The sequence below is a fragment of the Mycobacterium hackensackense genome (assembly GCF_025822555.1).
Lineage (GTDB): Bacteria > Actinomycetota > Actinomycetes > Mycobacteriales > Mycobacteriaceae > Mycobacterium > Mycobacterium fluoranthenivorans.
In genome coordinates, this window is sequence record NZ_JACKUC010000031.1 from 99,099 (window position 1) to 117,212 (window position 18,114).

18 protein-coding genes are annotated in these 18,114 nt (G+C 68.5%); 13 read left to right on the forward strand and 5 right to left on the reverse strand.

The annotated features are described in order from the left end of the window. The first annotated feature begins 23 nt into the window (after positions 1-23). Positions 24-1,193 carry a zinc-binding dehydrogenase gene (locus tag H7J86_RS20595; RefSeq protein WP_090354007.1) on the forward strand — a complete coding sequence of 390 codons (1,170 nt, stop codon included), beginning with the start codon at positions 24-26 and terminating at the stop codon, positions 1,191-1,193. Here H7J86_RS20595 and H7J86_RS20600 read toward each other — a convergent pair. Then, a complete protein-coding gene (locus tag H7J86_RS20600) occupies positions 1,190-2,296 on the reverse strand; it encodes a branched-chain amino acid aminotransferase (protein WP_090353767.1) in 1,107 nt (368 codons plus the stop codon). The genes H7J86_RS20595 and H7J86_RS20600 overlap by 4 nt on opposite strands. Positions 2,297-2,318: 22 nt before the next feature. Then, entirely contained in the window at positions 2,319-3,455 is a 1,137-nt protein-coding gene (gene gcvT / locus H7J86_RS20605) for a glycine cleavage system aminomethyltransferase GcvT (RefSeq protein ID WP_187096070.1), read from the reverse strand. A gap of 42 nt (positions 3,456-3,497) precedes the next feature. Between gcvT and H7J86_RS20610 the strand changes: the two genes are divergently transcribed. Beyond that, a complete protein-coding gene (locus tag H7J86_RS20610) occupies positions 3,498-4,586 on the forward strand; it encodes an adenylate/guanylate cyclase domain-containing protein (RefSeq protein WP_090353764.1) in 1,089 nt (362 codons plus the stop codon). 5 nt (positions 4,587-4,591) lie between these two features. Beyond that, positions 4,592-6,109 carry a leucyl aminopeptidase gene (locus H7J86_RS20615; protein WP_267293136.1) on the forward strand — a complete coding sequence of 506 codons (1,518 nt, stop codon included), beginning with the start codon at positions 4,592-4,594 and terminating at the stop codon, positions 6,107-6,109. Between the two features lie 11 nt (positions 6,110-6,120). On the opposite strand, the gene H7J86_RS20620 is transcribed toward H7J86_RS20615, so the two are convergent. Then, a complete protein-coding gene (locus H7J86_RS20620; protein ID WP_090353763.1) occupies positions 6,121-6,459 on the reverse strand; it encodes an oxidoreductase in 339 nt (112 codons plus the stop codon). Positions 6,460-6,605: 146 nt separating this feature from the next. Between H7J86_RS20620 and sucB the strand changes: the two genes are divergently transcribed. Genes sucB through H7J86_RS20650 form a run of 6 tightly spaced genes read left to right on the forward strand, consistent with a single transcriptional unit; the run spans position 6,606 to position 13,404 of the window. Then, on the forward strand, positions 6,606-8,333 hold the full coding sequence (gene sucB / locus H7J86_RS20625) for a 2-oxoglutarate dehydrogenase, E2 component, dihydrolipoamide succinyltransferase (protein WP_267293138.1): 1,728 nt from the start codon (positions 6,606-6,608) through the stop codon (positions 8,331-8,333). Continuing rightward, complete coding sequence (locus H7J86_RS20630) at positions 8,333-9,253, forward strand: TIGR01777 family oxidoreductase (protein WP_267293140.1); 921 nt, start codon at positions 8,333-8,335, stop codon at positions 9,251-9,253. The genes sucB and H7J86_RS20630 overlap by 1 nt, the downstream gene beginning before the upstream one ends. A 9-nt stretch (positions 9,254-9,262) precedes the next feature. Continuing rightward, on the forward strand, positions 9,263-9,925 hold the full coding sequence (gene lipB / locus H7J86_RS20635) for a lipoyl(octanoyl) transferase LipB (RefSeq protein ID WP_267293142.1): 663 nt from the start codon (positions 9,263-9,265) through the stop codon (positions 9,923-9,925). Continuing rightward, on the forward strand, positions 9,922-10,854 hold the full coding sequence (gene lipA, locus H7J86_RS20640; protein WP_267293144.1) for a lipoyl synthase: 933 nt from the start codon (positions 9,922-9,924) through the stop codon (positions 10,852-10,854). The genes lipB and lipA overlap by 4 nt, the downstream gene beginning before the upstream one ends. A 16-nt stretch (positions 10,855-10,870) precedes the next feature. Continuing rightward, positions 10,871-11,623, forward strand: a complete 753-nt coding sequence (locus tag H7J86_RS20645) for a DUF4191 domain-containing protein (protein WP_187096075.1) — start codon at positions 10,871-10,873, stop codon at positions 11,621-11,623. 53 nt (positions 11,624-11,676) lie between these two features. Then, positions 11,677-13,404, forward strand: coding sequence for an amidohydrolase (locus H7J86_RS20650; protein ID WP_267293146.1), 1,728 nt, complete (start codon positions 11,677-11,679; stop codon positions 13,402-13,404). On the opposite strand, the gene H7J86_RS20655 is transcribed toward H7J86_RS20650, so the two are convergent. Further along, entirely contained in the window at positions 13,401-13,859 is a 459-nt protein-coding gene (locus tag H7J86_RS20655; protein ID WP_267293148.1) for an RDD family protein, read from the reverse strand. The two genes, H7J86_RS20650 and H7J86_RS20655, sit on opposite strands and share 4 nt — an antisense overlap. 117 nt (positions 13,860-13,976) lie before the next feature. Between H7J86_RS20655 and glnA the strand changes: the two genes are divergently transcribed. From glnA to H7J86_RS20675, 4 genes are all read left to right on the forward strand, one after another. Continuing rightward, on the forward strand, positions 13,977-15,413 hold the full coding sequence (gene glnA, locus H7J86_RS20660) for a type I glutamate--ammonia ligase (RefSeq protein WP_090353750.1): 1,437 nt from the start codon (positions 13,977-13,979) through the stop codon (positions 15,411-15,413). Positions 15,414-15,514: 101 nt separating this feature from the next. Then, a complete protein-coding gene (locus H7J86_RS20665; protein WP_187096077.1) occupies positions 15,515-16,366 on the forward strand; it encodes a hypothetical protein in 852 nt (283 codons plus the stop codon). Positions 16,367-16,401: 35 nt separating this feature from the next. Then, a complete protein-coding gene (locus H7J86_RS20670) occupies positions 16,402-16,827 on the forward strand; it encodes a DoxX family protein (RefSeq protein ID WP_090353746.1) in 426 nt (141 codons plus the stop codon). Between the two features lie 24 nt (positions 16,828-16,851). Continuing rightward, positions 16,852-17,280 (forward strand): DoxX family protein, encoded by a 429-nt coding sequence (locus H7J86_RS20675; RefSeq protein WP_372517314.1) that lies wholly within the window; start codon positions 16,852-16,854, stop codon positions 17,278-17,280. A 3-nt stretch (positions 17,281-17,283) separates the two neighbouring features. Here H7J86_RS20675 and H7J86_RS20680 read toward each other — a convergent pair whose 3' ends face one another. After that, the gene (locus H7J86_RS20680; RefSeq protein ID WP_090353745.1) at positions 17,284-17,913 is read right to left on the reverse strand and encodes a PaaI family thioesterase; all 630 of its coding nucleotides are present in this window, start codon (positions 17,911-17,913) and stop codon (positions 17,284-17,286) included. Positions 17,914-18,114: the final 201 nt, after the last annotated feature.

Below are 18,114 nucleotides of genomic sequence, written 5' to 3' on the forward strand. Positions count from 1 at the left end.
ATGCAGGGATGACCGCCCCCACCATCCGCGCCGTGACCTGTCACGCCGGCGTACTCGACGTCGTCGACCTGCCCGCGCCGCGCCCGGCCAAGGGCCAGCTGGTGATCGACGTCGCCCGCACCGGCATCTGCGGCTCCGACCTGCACGCCCGCACGCAGGCTGACGAGCTCAAGGGCGTGATGGACGAGATCGGCTACCACGACTTCATCTCCAGCAGCTCCACGGTGGTGATGGGCCACGAATTCTGCGGTGTGGTCGCCGAACGCGGGAAGGGCGCCGCCAGGGAGTTCAAGGTCGGCACCCCGGTGGCGGTGTTCCCGATGGTGCGGGCCCACGGCGGTGTGCACATGACGGGGCTGTCGCCGCTGGCCCCCGGCGGCTACGCCGAACAGGTGCTGGCCGAGTCGTCGATGAGCTTCGCCATCCCCAACGGTCTCTCGATGGACGTCGCCGCACTCACCGAGCCCATGGCCGTCGCGCTGCACGCGGTGCGGCGCAGCGCCGTCTCCCGGCGCGACACCGCGGTCGTCATCGGCTGCGGCCCGTTGGGCCTCGCCGTCATCTGCCACCTCAAGGCCCGCGGCGTGCAGACCATCGTGGCAAGCGACTTCTCCCCCGGCCGCCGGGCGCTGGCGACACGGTGCGGCGCCGACATCGTCGTCGACCCGGCGGTGGACTCGCCGTATGACGCGGCGCGAACCAAGGGCACCATCACCGAGGCACCCGCGCTGTTCGAGCTCGCCGTGGGGTCCATGGAGAAGCTGCGCAAGGTCCCGGGCTGGGTGCACCTGTACCGGTTGGTCGACTCACTGGGCGGCGCAGATCCCAAGCGCCCCATCGTGTTCGAGTGCGTCGGCGTTCCGGGCATGATCGACGGTGTCATCGCCGCGGCACCGATGGGCACCCGCGTGGTGGTCGTCGGGCTGTGCATGGGCGAGGACAAACTGCGCCCGTCGATGGCCATCGGCAAGGAGATCGACCTGCGGTTCGTGTTCGGCTACACCCCGCTGGAGTTCCGCGACACCCTGCACCTGCTGGCCGACGGCAAGCTCGACGCCGGCCCGCTGATCACCGGCACCGTCGGACTCGACGGTGTGGCGGCGGCGTTCGACGCCCTGGCCGACCCGGAGAAGCACGCGAAGATCCTCATCGATCCGCGCAGTGCGGCCAAGGAGCCGGTCCCGCCGGTCTAACCGAGGTTGGTCATCCAGCCGTGCGTATCGGCGAAGGTGCCGCGCTGGATCCCGGTCAGGGTGTCGCGCAGCGCCATGGTGACCTCACCGGGCTGGCCGTCGGCGATGGTGAACTCGCCGTCGCGGTGCTTGACGTGCGACACCGGGGTGATGACGGCGGCGGTACCGCACGCGAACACCTCGGTGATCTCGCCGGCCGTCGCCTTCTTCTGCCACTCGTCGACATCGATCTTGCGTTCCTCGACGGCGTAACCCGCGTCGGTGGCCAACTGCAACAACGAATCCCGGGTGATACCGGGCAACAGCGAACCGGACAGCTCCGGGGTGACCAGCCGCGCCGTGCCGCCGCTGCCGAACACGAAGAACAGGTTCATCCCGCCCATCTCTTCGACGTAGCGGCGTTCGATGGCGTCCAGCCACACCACCTGATCACAGCTCCGCTCGGCGGCCTGTGCCTGCGCCAGCAGGGACGCGGCGTAGTTGCCACCGAACTTCGCGGCGCCGGTGCCGCCGGGCGAAGCCCGCACGTACTCATGCGACAGCCACACGCTGACGGGCTTGATCCCACCCTTGAAGTACGCCCCGGCCGGTGAGCCGATGACCAGGTAGCGGTACTCGTCGGCCGGCCGCACCCCCAGCCCGGGTTCGGTGGCGATCACGAACGGGCGCAGGTACAGCGACTCCTCACCGCCGGCCGCGGGCACCCACTGGTTGTCGACGGCGATCAGCTGACGCAGCGACGCCAGGAACGTCTCGGTGGGCAGCTCCGGGATGGCCAGCCGACGCGCGGAGGCCTGCAGCCGCGCCGCGTTGGCTTCCGGCCGGAACGACACCACCGAGCCGTCGGCCCAGCGGTACGCCTTCAGACCCTCGAAGATCTCCTGCCCGTAGTGCAGCACGATGGCCGACGGGTCCAGCTGCAGCGGGCCGTAGGGCAGCACCGCCGCGTTGTGCCAGCCGTCGGCCACGGTGTAGTCGATCGAGACCATGTGGTCGGTGTGGTACCGGCCGAATCCGGGATCGGCCAGGATGGCGGCTCTTACCTCGTCGCTTGCCGGTGACGTGTTGCGGGCAAGCGTGAATTCGAGGGGACCGTCTGTCATGGTCAGATTGTATCGCCCGAGGCTAGCGGGTTTTGACTGCCACAAACGGGGGTGCCACCACTTCGCATTCCAGCGCGCGGCCGCGGACGTCGACGGTCACCGTCTGCCCGTCGGCGATCCCGGCGGCGGTGTCGATCAGTGCGAGCGCGATGCCGACCTTCAACGTCGGCGAGAAGGTTCCCGACGTCGTGACACCGATCGGGTTCCCGTCGTTCAACACGGTGAGATCCGCCCGCAGCACCCCGCGCCCGAGCGCCTTGAGCCCACGCAGCGTGCGCCGCGGTCCGGCCTGCTTCTCAGCCAGCAGCGCCTCCCGGCCCCAGAAGGCGTCCTTCTTCCAGCCCACGGCCCAGCCGGCACGCGCCTGCACCGGCGAGATGTCCAGCGACAGTTCGTGCCCGTGCAGCGGGTAACCCATCTCGGTGCGCAAGGTGTCGCGCGCGCCCAGCCCGGCCGGTTCCCCGCCGGCGGCGCGCACCGCGTCCAGCAGCGCGTCCCACACCACGCCGGCGCGGTCCCACGCGGGCAGCAACTCGTAGCCGTGCTCGCCGGTGTAACCGGTACGGCACACCCTGGTGGGGACCCCGTTGTATTCGGCGTCCGCATAGCCCATGTAGTCGAACTCCGTGGGCAGGCCCAGCACACCGAGCACCTCGGCCGATTTCGGCCCCTGCACCGCGAGCACCGCGTACGAGCGGTGCTCATCGGTGATGGTCAGCCCGGCCGGGGCGTGGCGCTGCAGTTCGGCCACCACCGCGGCGGTATTGGCCGCGTTGGGCACCAGGAAGATCTCGTCCGGCGAGACGTAGTAGGCGATCAGATCGTCGATCACGCCGCCGGATTCGTTGCAGCACAACGTGTATTGCGCCTTACCGGGCCCGATCCGGGTCAGGTCGTTGGTCAGCGCCGAATTGACGTATGCCGCCGCACCCGGGCCGCGCACCAGCGCCTTGCCCAGATGACTGACATCGAACAGGCCCACCGCGGTCCTGGTCGCGTTGTGTTCGGCGACGGTGCCCGCATACGCCACCGGCATCAGCCACCCGCCGAACTCGGCGAAACCGGCTCCGAGCGCTCGGTGGCGGTCCTCCAGGGGGCCATGCAGGACCGAGCCCGATACGGTGCTCGATTCGGGGGCGGTCGACTCTTGGGCACTCACAATCCACCACCCTAAAGGGGATCGCGCTGGCACACTTGCACCGTGGTCGATTTCGACGCGCTGGAAGCCGCGGGAATCGCCGATGCCCGCCAGCGCGCCCCGCTCATCGAGTATCTCGACCAGCTCGGCTTCACCGCCGCGGAGATGGTCGAGGCCGAGTCCCGCGGCCGGCTGTTCGGCCTGGCCGGCGATGTCCTGCAGTGGTCCGGGCCGATGCTGTACTGCCTGGCCGACGCGGCCGCCGAAATCGGGGTGCCGCTGGCAGATGTGGAGCGGGCCTGGGCGGCACTGGGCTTGACCGTCACCGACTGTGCGACCAAATCCTTGAGCCGCGCGGATGTGGAGGCGCTGCGTACCTGGGCCGAGATGCGGCTGGTCGTCGGTGATGTCGCGGCGACGGGATTGCTGCGGGTGATCGGCGCCGGGATGGCGCGACTGGCCGAGGCCGAATCGTCGATGATGCGGGCCAGCTCCCCGGAGGTCCAGATCGAGGTCTCCCACGACGAGCTGGCCACCGCCCGCGCCTACCGGGCAGCGGTCGGGTATCTCCCCCGCATCGGCGCCACGATCGAGGCGGTACACCGTCAGCATCTGATGAGCGCCCGCACCTACTTCGAACACGTCGTGCGCGACGAATCACCGACTGTGGTGTGCGGCATCGGTTTTGCCGACCTGTCCGGATTCACCGCACTGACCCAGCTGCTCAGCGCCGCCGAACTCTCGGACCTGCTCAACGAGTTCGGCGCCACCGCGGCCGACGTGGTGCACGCGGCCGGCGGGCGGGTGGTGAAGTTCATCGGCGATGCCGTCATGTGGGTGAGCTCCACACCGCAGCAACTGGTGGCAGCGGCCGTCGCCCTGGTCGAGAATGTGAAGGCACGCGATGCGGGGCTGCAGGTGCGGGCCGGGCTGGGCTATGGCGAGGTGCTGGCCATCAGCGGTGACTATTTCGGCAACCCCGTGAATCTGGCGGCCCGTTTGACCACCAACGCCGAACCGGGGCAGATCCTGTCGTCATCGGCGCTGCGTGATGCGCTGCCCGAACACGATTTCGCACCCGCGCGCTCCTTCACCCTGAAGGGGTTCGATGTCCCGGTCACGGCGTACCCACTGCAATCACTTATAGGGTGATCCCCGTGAGCAGCGCATCCGGATACCAGGCCCCGTCCGTCACCGTCAGTTCGTCCCTGCCCCGCCGCGGCGGCGGCGACGCGGTTCTCATCGTCGGCGTGGTGGCCGGCGACAACGGCGAGGGCAGGCCCCGCGTGCTCGGCGACCATCTCGACGCCGGCGCGGTGGCGGCCATCGAGTCCGGCCTCGCGGCACTGGGCGGCACCGGCGGTGAGGGCCAGCAGCACCGGCTGGTGATCGCGGATCTTCCGGTGGCCAGTGTGCTGACGGTCGGTCTCGGCGAGGAACGCGACGAATGGCCCGCCGACACCCTGCGCCGGCTGGCCGGCAGCGCCGCCCGCAGTCTGGACAAGGTCGGTTCCGTCGTCACCACCCTCACCGCACTCGATCTCGAGGCGGTCATCGAGGGACTCATCCTGGGTGCGTACCGATTCACCGAGTTCCGCAGCGACAAGACCGCCCCCAAGGACAAGGGCCTGACCAAGATCGTCGCGCTGGCCGGGGACAGCAAGGCGGCCACCAAGGCGCTGGCGCAGCGGGCGGTGGATATCGCCACGGCCGTGGCCACCGCGCGGGATTTCGTCAACACACCGCCGAGTCACCTCTACCCCGCCGAATTCGCCAAGCGGGCAAAGGCTCTGGGTGAGGCCGCCGGACTCACCGTCGAGATTCTGGACGACAAGGCACTCGTCAAGGGGGGCTACGGCGGCATCGTCGGTGTCGGCCAGGGCTCGTCACGCCTGCCGCGGCTGGTCCGCCTGACGCACAAGGGCGCCGGTCGCAAACCGAAGCGCGTCGCGCTGGTCGGTAAGGGCATCACCTTCGACACCGGCGGTATCTCGATCAAGCCGGCCGCCGGGATGCACCACATGACCTCCGACATGGGTGGCGCGGCCGCCGTCATCGCCACCGTCGTGCTGGCCGCCAAGCAGAATCTGCCGATCGACGTCATCGCCACCGTGCCGATCGCCGAGAACATGCCGTCCTCGACCGCGCAGCGCCCGGGCGATGTGCTGACCCAGTACGGCGGCATCACCGTCGAGGTGCTCAATACCGACGCCGAGGGCCGGCTCATCCTGGCCGACGCCATCGTGCGCGCCGGCGAGGACGATCCCGACTACCTGATCGAGACCTCGACCCTGACGGGCGCGCAGACCGTGGCGCTGGGCGCCCGCACCCCGGGCGTGATGGGCAGCGACGAGTTCCGCGACCGGGTGGCCCGGCTGTCACAAGCAGTCGGCGAGAACGGGTGGGCGATGCCGCTGCCCGAGGAGCTCAAGGACGATCTCAAGTCGACGGTCGCCGACCTGGCCAATGTCAGCTCCTCGCGGTACGCCGGGATGCTGGTGGCCGGGACGTATCTGCGCGAGTTCGTGCCCGAGGGCGTCGAGTGGGCGCATATCGACATCGCGGCCCCGGCGTACAACACCGGCGGCCCATGGGGTTACACGCCCAAGGGCGGGACCGGCGTGCCGACGCTGACCCTGTTCGCGGTGCTCGAAGACATCGCGCGCAACGGGTAGCGCAGCGCGCGTCACTCCTCCAGTTCGCTGCGCAGCGCGCGCTGACGTTCGATGCGCCGCCGGGCGTCGTAGTCGCGCATGCGCTGCGGGTAGCCCACCTTCTGCACGTCGTAGACCGGGATGTCGAGTTCCCGGCTCAGCCGCCGCGCGCCGGCGTCACCGCCGGTGCGGCGCCTGGTCCACTCACCGTCGGCGGCCACCAGCACGACGGTGACCTCGGTGACCGTGGTCTTGGGCTCGACGAATGCCTCCACGCCGTGATGGGTGGCGACCCACTGCCGCAGGTAATCCAGATCGGCTGCGCCACGAGCACCACCACCCGAGCCACGCCATCTATCGAACAGTCCCACCCGGCGAAACTCCTCTCTTTGTCACCTTCGATGGTGCCAGAACGGCAAGTACCGACGTCTGCGACGACCGAGCCGGGCGGACGTGACAGGATGGGTTCTGCACCGCATTCCAACCGCGACGACGACTGTTCGAGGAGTCACAACCCATGGCCATCTCCGTCCAGATGCCCGCACTCGGTGAGAGCGTTACCGAAGGGACCGTCACGCGGTGGCTCAAGCAAGAAGGCGATACCGTCGAGGTCGACGAGCCGCTGCTTGAGGTGTCCACGGACAAGGTCGACACCGAGATCCCGGCACCGGTATCCGGAGTGCTGACCAAGATCATCGCCGCCGAGGACGATGTCGTGGAGGTCGGCGGCGATCTCGCACTGATCGGCGAGGCCGGCGAATCCGCTGAAGCCGCAGCAGAACCCGAGCCGTCGGCCCCCGAGCCGGAACCGCAGCCGGAGCCTGAGCCGGCCCCCGAACCGGAGCCCGCGGCGGCCGAATCGGCCCCGGCACCCGCCGCGACCGGTGGCGGCGAATCCACGTCGGTGAAGATGCCCGAACTCGGCGAGAGCGTGACCGAAGGCACCGTCACCCGGTGGCTGAAGAAGGTCGGCGACGCCGTCGCCGTCGACGAGCCGCTGGTCGAGGTGTCCACCGACAAGGTCGACACCGAGATCCCGTCCCCGGTGGCCGGCGTGCTGGTGGCCATCACCGCCGAAGAGGACGATGTGGTCGCCGTCGGCGGCGAGCTCGCCAAGATCGGCGCCGAGGGTTCGGCGCCGGCCGCACCGGCCCCCGCGCCGACGCCGGAACCCAAGCCCGAACCCACACCCGAGCCGAAGCCCGAGCCGAAGCCGGCCGCCGCCACCCCGCCGCCGGCACCCAAGCCGGAGCCGAAGCCCGAACCCACGCCTGCCCCCGCCGCGGCCACGCCGTCCGGTGACGCCAGCCCCTACGTCACCCCGCTGGTGCGAAAGCTGGCCGCGGAGAACGGTGTCGACCTCGCCGCACTCACCGGGACCGGTGTCGGCGGCCGGATCCGTAAGCAGGATGTGCTCGCCGCCGCCGAGGCCAAGAAAGCACCGGCTCCCGCGGCACCGGCACCGGCACCGGCCAAGGCCCCCGAGCCCAAGGCGGCGGCTCCCGCTCCGGCGCTCGCCCATCTGCGCGGCACCACGCAGAAGGCCAACCGGATCCGGCAGATCACGGCGAAGAAGACCCGCGAGAGCCTGCAGACCACGGCCCAGCTGACGCAGACCCACGAGGTCGACCTGACCAAGATCGTGGCACTGCGGGCCAAGGCCAAGAAGAGCTTCGCCGAGCGCGAGGGTGTGAACCTCACCTTCCTGCCGTTCTTCGCCGTCGCCGTCGTCGACGCGCTCAAGGCGCATCCGAACGTCAACGCGAGCTACAACGAGGACAGCAAGGAGATCACCTACTTCGACGCCGAGCACCTCGGCTTCGCGGTCGATACCGATCAGGGTCTGCTCTCCCCCGTCGTGCACAATGCGGGCGACCTGTCGCTGGCCGGCCTCGCCCGCGCCATCGCCGATATCGCCGCGCGTGCCCGGTCGGGCAACCTCAAGCCCGACGAGCTGTCGGGTGGCACGTTCACCATCACCAACATCGGCAGCCAGGGCGCCCTGTTCGACACCCCGATCCTGGTGCCGCCGCAGGCGGCGATGCTGGGCACCGGGGCCATCGTGAAGCGCCCCCGCGTGGTGGTCGACGAGAACGGCAACGAATCGATCGGTGTGCGGTCGGTGGCGTACCTTCCGCTGACCTACGACCACCGGCTGATCGACGGTGCCGACGCCGGCCGCTTCCTGACCACCATCAAGCGACGCCTTGAAGAAGGGGCGTTCGAGGCCGATCTGGGGCTCTAGTGCCACTGCAGGCGCCCGGCGTGATCGCCATCGCCGGGTCATCGGGGCTGATCGGATCGGCGCTGACCACGGCGTTGCGCGCCGCCGATCACCGGGTCATCCGGATCGTGCGGCGCGCGCCGGGTAATGCGGACGAGCTGTTCTGGAATCCGGCCACCGGCGATTTCGACATCGACGCGCTGGCCGGTGTGGATGCCGTGGTCAATCTCTGCGGGGTCAGCGTCGGCGCTGCGCGCTGGTCGGGCTCGTTCAAGCAGAGCCTGCGCGACAGCCGCATCGGGCCCACCGAGGTGCTGGCCGGGGCGGTCGCCGATGCGCAGGTACCCGTACTGCTCAACGCGAGTGCGGTCGGCTACTACGGCGACACTCGCAATCAGGTGGCCGACGAGAGCGCACCGCAGGGACGCGGTTTCCTGGCTCAGCTGTGCGCGGACTGGGAAGCGGCGACCGAAACCGCTGCCGAGGGCGGAGCCCGGGTGGTCCTGGCCCGCACCGGTGTGGTGCTGTCCCCCTCCGGTGGCGCGCTGGCCCGGCTGCGTCCGTTGTTCGCCCTCGGCCTGGGGGCCCGGCTCGGTAACGGCCGCCAGTACTTTCCGTGGATCAGCCTGGAGGACCAGGTGCGGGCGCTGCTGTTCGCCATCGCCGACGACAACCTGGCCGGGCCGGTCAACTTCACCGGGCCGGCGCCGGTCACCAACGCCGAGTTCACCGGTGCGCTGGGCCGGGCACTCAACCGGCCGACCCCGATGATGGTGCCGGGATTCGCGTTGCGCGCGGTGCTCGGCGAGTTCGCCGACGAGGGCCTGCTGTACGGGCAGCGCGCGATCCCCGCCGCGCTGGAACGTGCGGGTTTCGTGTTCCACCACAACACCGTCGGTGAGGCCCTGGCCTACGCCACCAGCGCCGCGCCCGCCGGGTAGCTTGGCTTCATGAGCACCATCCGGGCGTCGACCGCACCCCTTGAGGTCCGGCTGCTGGGCACGGTCGACTACGCCGACGCCTGGGCGCTGCAGCGCGAGATCGCCGAGGCCCGGGTCGCCGGCGGGCCCGACACCCTGCTGCTGCTGGAGCACCCGCCGGTGTACACCGCCGGCAAGCGGACCTTGCCGGAAGAGCGACCGCTGGACGGCACCCCGGTGGTGGACACCGACCGCGGCGGCAAGATCACCTGGCACGGCCCCGGTCAGCTGGTCGGCTATCCCATCATCGGGCTGACGGAGCCGCTGGATGTGGTGAATTTCGTTCGGCGCCTTGAGGAAGCACTCATCACGGTGTGCGCGGGCCTCGGTGTCGACGCGGGCCGGGTCGAGGGCCGGTCGGGGGTGTGGGTGCCCGGTCAGCCTGCCCGCAAGGTCGGTGCGATCGGTATCCGGGTGGCCCGCGGGGTGACGCTGCACGGGTTCGCCCTGAACTGCGACTGCGACCTCGGCGCGTTCGGCGGCATCATCCCGTGCGGTATCGCCGATGCCGGTGTCACGTCGCTGACCGCCGAGCTGGGCCGGCCGGTGGCTGTGAAGGATGTCACCGCCGTGGTCAGCGACGCCGTGAGCGACGCGTTGGACGGGCGCATCCGCGTAGCATTGCCGTCGTGAGTATTGCCCCCGAAGGCCGAAAGTTACTGCGCCTCGAGGTGCGCAACGCCGAGACGCCGATCGAGCGCAAGCCGCCGTGGATCAAGACCCGGCTGCGCACCGGGCCCGAATACACCGAACTGAAGAGCCTCGTTCGTCGCGAGGGCCTACACACGGTGTGCGAGGAGGCGGGCTGCCCCAACATCTACGAATGCTGGGAGGACCGCGAGGCCACCTTCCTGATCGGCGGCGAGCAGTGCACGCGGCGCTGCGACTTCTGCCAGATCGACACCGGCAAGCCCGCCGAACTCGACCGCGACGAACCGCGCCGGGTCGCCGAGAGTGTCCAGGCCATGGGTCTGCGGTACTCGACGGTCACGGGTGTGGCGCGTGACGACCTACCCGACGGCGGCGCCTGGCTGTACGCCGAAACCGTCCGCCAGATCCACGCGCTCAACCCGAACACCGGCGTCGAACTGTTGGCACCGGATTTCAACGCGGTCCCCGAACAACTCGAAGAGGTCTTCGAGTCGCGCCCGGAGGTGTTCGCGCACAACGTCGAGACCGTGCCGCGCATCTTCAAGCGGATTCGCCCCGCGTTCCGCTACCAGCGCAGCCTCGATGTCCTCACCGCCGCGCGTAATTTCGGGTTGGTCACCAAGAGCAATCTGATCCTCGGCATGGGTGAGACCACCGACGAGGTGCGCGCCGCATTGAGCGATCTGCACGAGGCCGGCTGCGACATCGTGACCATCACCCAGTACCTGCGCCCCTCGCCGCGGCATCACCCGGTGGACCGCTGGGTGCACCCCGACGAATTCGTCGAGTTGTCGGCCTTCGCCGAGGGCCTGGGCTTCGCCGGTGTGCTCGCCGGACCACTGGTGCGATCGTCCTACCGAGCGGGCCGGTTGTACGAGCAGGCGGCGCGCGTGCGCCCGCCCGTTTCCTGAGCCGTATCCTTGGCCAATGGCGAAATCACGTAACCCCGCCGCCGACAAGGCCGCAAAGGCCGAGGCCAAGGCTGCCCGTAAGGCTGCGTCCAAGCAGCGCCGCAGTCAGCTCTGGCAGGCGTTCCAAATGCAGCGCAAAGAGGACAAGCGCCTGCTGCCGTACATGATCGGCGCCTTCGTGCTGATCGTCGCGGCTTCGGTGGCGCTGGGCCTGTTCGCCGGCGGGTTCACCACCTACATGCTGATCCCGCTGGGCGTGGTGTTGGGAGCGCTCGTCGCCTTCATCATCTTCGGCCGGCGTGCCCAGAAGTCGGTTTACCGCAAGGCCGAGGGGCAGACCGGTGCCGCGGCCTGGGCGCTGGACAATATGCGCGGCAAGTGGCGCGTCACCCCGGGCGTGGCCGCGACCGGGCATTTCGACGCCGTGCACCGGGTGATCGGTCGCCCCGGCGTGATCTTCGTCGGTGAGGGTGCGTCCACCCGGGTGAAGCCACTGCTCGCGCAGGAGAAGAAGCGCACCGCCCGCCTCGTCGGTGAGGTGCCGATCTACGACATCGTGGTCGGCAATGGCGAGGGTGAGGTTCCGCTGTCGAAGCTGGAGCGGCATCTGATGAAGCTGCCGGCCAACATCACGGTCAAGCAGATGGACTCCCTGGAGTCCAAGCTGGTCGCGCTCGGCACCAAGGCCGGGCCGGCGGCGATGCCGAAGGGACCGCTGCCCAACGCGGGCAAGATGAAGGGCATCCAGCGCACCGTAAGGCGCCGCTGAACCGTTCCGCGTGGCGCGGCGCCTGAGTAATTGACCTGGTCAACAATATCCGGGTGTGTACTGCATGCGAGTGGGCTCCGCATTTCGCGTCCGTCGGCGCCCCGGCCACGCCGCGGACCGCCGGGACTGACGCCGATTTCGTGTTCCACCACGGCCGGGTCTACACCGTGGCCGCCGAGCGGCCGTGGGCCGAAGCCGTCGCCGTGCGGGGTGAGGTCATCGTCCATGTCGGGGACGACGCGGCAGCCCTGGCGCTGGCGGGCCCCGGCACGCGGGTGATCGACCTGGACGGCAGGCTGCTCATGCCGGGCTTCGTCGAGGGCCACATCCACCCGTTTCTCGGCGCCTTCCTGAGCAACGGCGTCGACCTGCAGGTGCCCACCGAGGACGACGCCCTGGCGGCGATCGCCGCCTACGCCGCCGAGCACCCGGACGGCCCGGTGCGCGGATTCGGTTGGCGGGTGGACATGTTCGGGCCCGACGGCCCGACCCGCCAGTCGCTGGACCGCGTGCTACCCGACCGGCCCGGCTTCTTCTTCGCCATCGACGCGCACAGCATGTGGGCCAACAGCAAGGCGCTGGAGGTCGCGGGCGTCGATCGCGACACCCCCGATCCGGTGCCGGGATTCAGCTACTACGCACGCGATGCCGACGGCGATCCGACCGGCTACCTGCTGGAGATCGATGCCGTGCTGGACCTGGTCAACGCCAACGACCCGATCAGTGCCGACGGTATGCGGCGCATGTTGGAGCAGTGGCTACCCAAGGCCGCCGAGGCCGGGATCACCGCGGTGTTCGACGCCGGGGTGCCGCCCGTGGGCGGTGACCAGGCCGATGTCATCGCGCTGTACGCCGATATCGAACGAGAGGGCAAGCTGCCGTTTCGCGTCGTGGCCTCCTACACCGTCAAATCCCCGCCGTTCGACGATGCCGTGACGAGGTTCACCGAGGCACGCGCGCGGGTGTGTACGGAGCTGGTCCAGGTCGGCATGGTGAAGATCGTCGGCGACGGCACCCAGGGCGGGTACACCGCATGGCTGCTGGAGCCCTACGCCGACAAGCCGGACTCGATCGGCGGGTCGCCGTTCACCGAGACGCAGTGGCACCGACTGGTCGGCGAGATCGACGCGGCGGGTATCGATATGCACATCCACGCCTGCGGCGAGCGCACCGCACGGGTGGCGCTGGATGCGCTCGAGGCGGCGATCGCCGCGAATCCGGCCCGCGACCGCAGACACACCATCGCGCACCTGGTCTACCTCGGCGGCGAGGACAGCGCGCGGTTCGGCGCCGGCGGTATCGGGGCGCAGTTCTCGGCCAACTGGTTCTCCGCGGATCCCGACACCGTGGTCAACATGGCCGCCCGTTACGGCGCACCGCGCAAGGACAACTTCTATCGGGTGCAGGACGTGCTGCGCACGGGTGGGCGGGTGTCGCTGGGCACCGACTGGCCGGCGGCCGGATACTTCTCCACCTACAAGCCGCTCGACTCGATCCAGATCGGCGTCACCCGTCAGCTGATCGGGGAACCCGATGCCGAGATCCTGTCCCCCGCCGAGCAGCGCCTGACGGTCGCGCAGGCCGTGCATGCCAACACACTCGGCGCGGCCCACCAGATCCGGATGGCGGACCAGATCGGTTCGGTCGAGGTGGGTAAGCGGGCCGATCTGATCGTGCTCGACGGCAACATCCTCGACGGCGACCCGCACGATATCCATCGAGCCAAGGTCGTGGTCACCATGATGAACGGCCGGATCGTGCACGAGTCCGGAACGGACTAGCGCCGCACCACCGCGGTCGCCGTCCCGCGATCCTGCAGTCCGCGCAGATCGGTGTCGGTGAACAGCGGTGGCACCACCGTCGCGATGAGCAGTCCCCGCCCGATCGCCCGGCCCAGCCCGACATGGTCCCGGTTGTCGACGGGCACCACCATCAGCCCCATCACGAATTGCCCTGGGCTGAAACCGAATAGCCGCACCGATACCACGCCGAGCACGAACCACACGGCCAGGACGGTCGTGGACAGCGCCGGGAGGGACACCAGGCCGACGGCCATCGCGAGCGCCGCGAGACCGTAGCCGATCAGCCAGTCGATCAGCAGTGCGGCGGTGCGCCGGCCGAACCGGGCGATCGATCCCGGACCGTCTTCGGGCATACCGAGCCGTCGCCCCGGATAGTCGCCGGATTCATAGTCTGGCTGCGGACCGGACAACCAGGACGCGATTTCGCGGGCCATGGGCCCAAGCATAGAGCGCGCCCGATGGCGTAACTTCGGCGCAACATATGGTTGACCGGGGTGCAACATCAACTCCCTAGCGTCACCGGCGGGTAACGAGTCAAAGGAGATTTATCAGTGCCAGAAAAGACATCGGACGACCTCTTCAAGCTGATCAAGGATGAGAACGTCGAGTACGTCGACATCCGGTTCTGCGATCTGCCTGGTGTCGTCCAGCACTTCTCGATCCCGGCTTCGGCCTTCGACGAGAGCGTTTTCGAGGACGGCTTGGCGTTCGACGGTTCGTCGGTGCGCGGTTTCCAGTCGATCCACGAATCCGACATGATGCTGCTGCCGGATCCCGACACCGCGCGTATCGACCCGTTCCGCGCCGCCAAGACGCTGAACCTGAACTTCTTCGTGCACGATCCCTTCACCCGCGAGGCCTACTCGCGCGACCCGCGTAACGTCGCCCGCAAGGCCGAGAACTACCTGGCCAGCACCGGTATCGCCGACACCGCTTACTTCGGCGCCGAGGCCGAGTTCTACATCTTCGACTCGATCTCCTTCGACTCCAAGATCAACGGCACCTTCTACGAGGTCGACTCCGAGTCGGGCTGGTGGAACACCGGTGAGCCCTTCGAGTCCGACGGCAGCCCGAACCTGGGCTACAAGGTCCGCCCCAAGGGTGGCTACTTCCCCGTCGCGCCGTACGACCACTACGTGGATCTGCGCGACGAGATGGCCACCAACCTGCAGAACGCCGGGTTCACCCTGGAGCGCGGTCACCACGAGGTGGGTACCGCCGGTCAGGCCGAGATCAACTACAAGTTCAACACGCTGCTGGCCGCGGCCGACGATGTGCTGCTGTTCAAGTACATCATCAAGAACACGGCATGGAAGAACGGCAAGACCGTCACCTTCATGCCCAAGCCGCTGTTCGGTGACAACGGCTCCGGTATGCACGCCCACCAGTCGCTGTGGAAAGACGGCAAGCCGCTGTTCCACGACGAGTCCGGTTACGCGGGCCTGTCCGATATCGCGCGCCACTACATCGGCGGCATCCTGCACCACGCCCCGTCGCTGTTGGCCTTCACCAACCCGACGACGAACTCGTACAAGCGTCTGGTGCCGGGCTACGAGGCCCCGATCAACCTGGTCTACAGCCAGCGCAACCGTTCGGCCTGCGTGCGTATCCCGATCACCGGCAACAACCCGAAGGCCAAGCGCCTCGAGTTCCGCTGCCCGGACAGCTCGGGCAACCCGTACCTGGCGTTCGCGGCGATGCTGATGGCCGGTATCGACGGCATCAAGAAGAAGATCGAGCCGCAGGCCCCGGTCGACAAGGACCTCTACGAGCTGCCGCCGGACGAGGCCGCCAACATCCCGCAGGCGCCCACCTCGCTGGCTGCGGTGATCGACAAGCTCGAGCAGGATCACGACTACCTCACCGAGGGTGGCGTGTTCACCGAGGACCTGATCGAGACCTACATCTCCTACAAGCGGGAGAACGAGATCCTGCCGGTGCAGATCCGTCCGCACCCGTACGAGTTCTCGCTGTACTACGACGTGTAAGTCAGCAGACACCGAGTCGGCCCGTCAGGCATCTGCCTGGCGGGCCGACTTGTTTTGTGCACCCGGCACGCCATGCCGCGATCCCGTAGGCTCTGGCATCCGTGAGCCTCGACGAATTCTGTTCGTCCGATCAATGGAGCATGCTGACCTCGGCTTCCGAGCATTCCAAGCTCGCGGCGGCCCTGGGTGGCTTCCTCATCACCGCGATCGCCCTCTACCTCAAGGGCGAGGTACGCGAGAGCGTGCACACACTGGCGTTGTTCTCCTCGGCGGTATTGATTCTCGTTCTCAGTGCCTTCCTGTCCAGCCTGATCACCGGGACGGTGGTCCCCGCCGACGCCCAGCGGGACGGTATCTGCGCGATCGTCTGGGCACAGGGCGCGTTGGCCACCGCCATGCTGGCCGCGGGCACCGCCGCATTGTTCGGCGGCCTCGGCTGGATGCTGGCCGGGCACGCCATCTCCAAGATGCCCGCCGACGCGGACGAGGACGCCGCGGGCTACACCTTTCTGACCAAACTCGGTACCTGGCTGACGTTCGCCGCGACCATGACCACCACCCTGCTGCTGAGCGAAACCTCGATCGACTACGTGCATTTCGCGTTCGGCGGCACTCCGCCGGGGTGGCTGGTCGACGCCATCGGCGCCGCCGCTGCGGCCGTGGTGGTGACATCGTTGGTTTTCGTGGTGCGCCGCAGCAGGGCGCTGCGACTGGCCGAGGGCGCCGAACCGACCCGGCTGACGTTGGGCGCCCTCAAGGTCGCGACGGTGTGCCTGGTGGTGCTGGCGATCACGGCGTCCTGGCTCGCCCTCACCCTGGCGCGGTTTCCCAAGGACTGGCTGACCACACCGGGTTCCCCGGTCATGTACGCCGTGCTGCTGCTCACGTTCGGGTTGCCCGCGGTGGTCGGGACGGCGATCTGTTACTCCGCGCCCAGCACCGACCAGCGTTAGGCGACATGTCACCTCGCTTCAGTACGGTCGAGGCCATGAACAACCTGAATACTCGCTTGGAAGCATTGACGCCGACGGTGCTGAGCCTGGTCCGCGCCGTGTTCGGTTTCCTGTTCACACTGTTCGGCACGTCCGTTCTCTTCGACTGGCCCATCGCGATGGGTGTGCCGACCGGGAGTTGGCCCGGCTGGTACGCCGGTCTCATCGAGTTCGTCGGCGGGCTGCTCATCATGACCGGGCTGTTCACCCGGATCGCGGCCTTCATCTGCTCCGGCGCGATGGCCGTCGCCTATTTCTGGCAGCACCAGCCGCTGGCGCTCTGGCCGATCGTCGATCCCCAGTACGGCGGCAACGGCGGCCTGCCCTCGATCGCCTTCTGTTTCGTGTTCTTCCTGCTGGTGTTCACCGGCGGCGGGCGGTACTCGCTGGACGCGTGGCGGAGTCGCACACCCCAGCCGTAGAGATAAACGGACCGTGGTCCTATTATGGGTGCCATGTCATCGACCCAGATCGAAACCAAGCTCAACGGATTCGCACCCATCGTGCTGTCGGCGTTCCGGATCGTGTTCGGCCTGCTGCTCACCATCCACGGCACCTCGAAACTGTTCGCTTGGCCCATCGCGGCCGGTGCCGGTGGTGCCGTCCCGGTCGGGACCTGGCCGTTCTGGTACGCCGGTGTCCTCGAACTGGTGCTCGGCCTGCTGTTGATCGCCGGGCTGTTCACTCGCGCAGCCGCTTTCCTCGCCTCCGGCGAGATGGCATTCGCCTACTTCAGCCAGCACCAGCCGACGGGACTGTGGCCCATCGAGAACGGTGGCGAGCTCGCCGTCCTCAACTGCTTCGGCTTCTTCCTGCTGGTGTTCCTCGGCGGCGGGTCGATCGCCGTGGACGCCGTCCGCAAGCGCCGGAGCTGACCCTCAGCCGGCCTCGCGCGCCCAGGCCGGCATCACGAAGATGCCCTCGGCTTCGACGGTGACCCCTTCGGCATCCAAGATCCGGCCTCGCGCAAAGGCTTTGACGCCCTCGGTGCGGTCGATCCATGCTTCGGCACGCAACGGGCCCAGCGGGGTGCCACGCAGATACTTGAGCGTCAGGGTGCCGGTGAACCGCGGTTTGACCAGTCCCTCGCTGGCGACCTCGCCGAGGACGTGGTCGAGCACCAGCGCGCAGATGCCGCCGTGCACGCGATCGGGCGGGCCCTCGTAAGGGGCACCGAGGGTGAACTCGGTCCAGCAGCGCCCGTCCTCGGTGTGCTGAACGTCCAGGGGTGGAGCGATCGCGTTGCGCAGTCCGATGGCCGGGTCCGCCCAGGCCACCGGGCGGCCGGTGACCGCGTGCCGCAGGGTGCGCGGCCCCTCGTACTGCCGGCTCTCCAGTGTGGCGGTGACCGCCTCAATCGCGGCTTGGGCGTCGCGGATCACCTGGTCGTCGACGCCGGTCCGAATGCTGGCGTCGACGAGTTTGCGCACGGCGGTCGTCAGCGGGCCGTACAGCGCGTGTAACCGGTCATGTTCGTCGGCGCTGATCTCGGCAAAGGGCTCCCTCATCAACTGGTTCTATCAGCCGGCCCGACCACAACGCCGATCGGCCCGACGCAGGGAGGCAAATCGCGGCCAAGCTGTGTCAGTCACTGCCACCTTGTGGTTTACTGCCAAAGTAATCTGACGGAGCTGTGAATATTTGCCATGAGCGGCAACCGCGTCGAACGGAGGCGTTGGACGTGCGAAGCGAATCCCGTGCGGGTTGCG

What these genes read in the sequence shown, in the direction of transcription:
- sucB (WP_267293138.1), top strand. Translation starts at nt 6,606, where the DNA reads ATGGCCATCTCCGTCCAGATGCCCGCACTCGGTGAGAGCGTTACCGAA.
- lipB (WP_267293142.1), top strand. Translation starts at nt 9,263, where the DNA reads ATGAGCACCATCCGGGCGTCGACCGCACCCCTTGAGGTCCGGCTGCTG.
- H7J86_RS20655 (WP_267293148.1), bottom strand. Translation starts at nt 13,859, where the DNA reads ATGGCCCGCGAAATCGCGTCCTGGTTGTCCGGTCCGCAGCCAGACTAT.
- H7J86_RS20670 (WP_090353746.1), top strand. Translation starts at nt 16,402, where the DNA reads ATGAACAACCTGAATACTCGCTTGGAAGCATTGACGCCGACGGTGCTG.
- H7J86_RS20675 (WP_372517314.1), top strand. Translation starts at nt 16,852, where the DNA reads ATGGGTGCCATGTCATCGACCCAGATCGAAACCAAGCTCAACGGATTC.
- H7J86_RS20645 (WP_187096075.1), top strand. Translation starts at nt 10,871, where the DNA reads ATGGCGAAATCACGTAACCCCGCCGCCGACAAGGCCGCAAAGGCCGAG.
- H7J86_RS20600 (WP_090353767.1), bottom strand. Translation starts at nt 2,296, where the DNA reads ATGACAGACGGTCCCCTCGAATTCACGCTTGCCCGCAACACGTCACCG.
- H7J86_RS20680 (WP_090353745.1), bottom strand. Translation starts at nt 17,913, where the DNA reads ATGAGGGAGCCCTTTGCCGAGATCAGCGCCGACGAACATGACCGGTTA.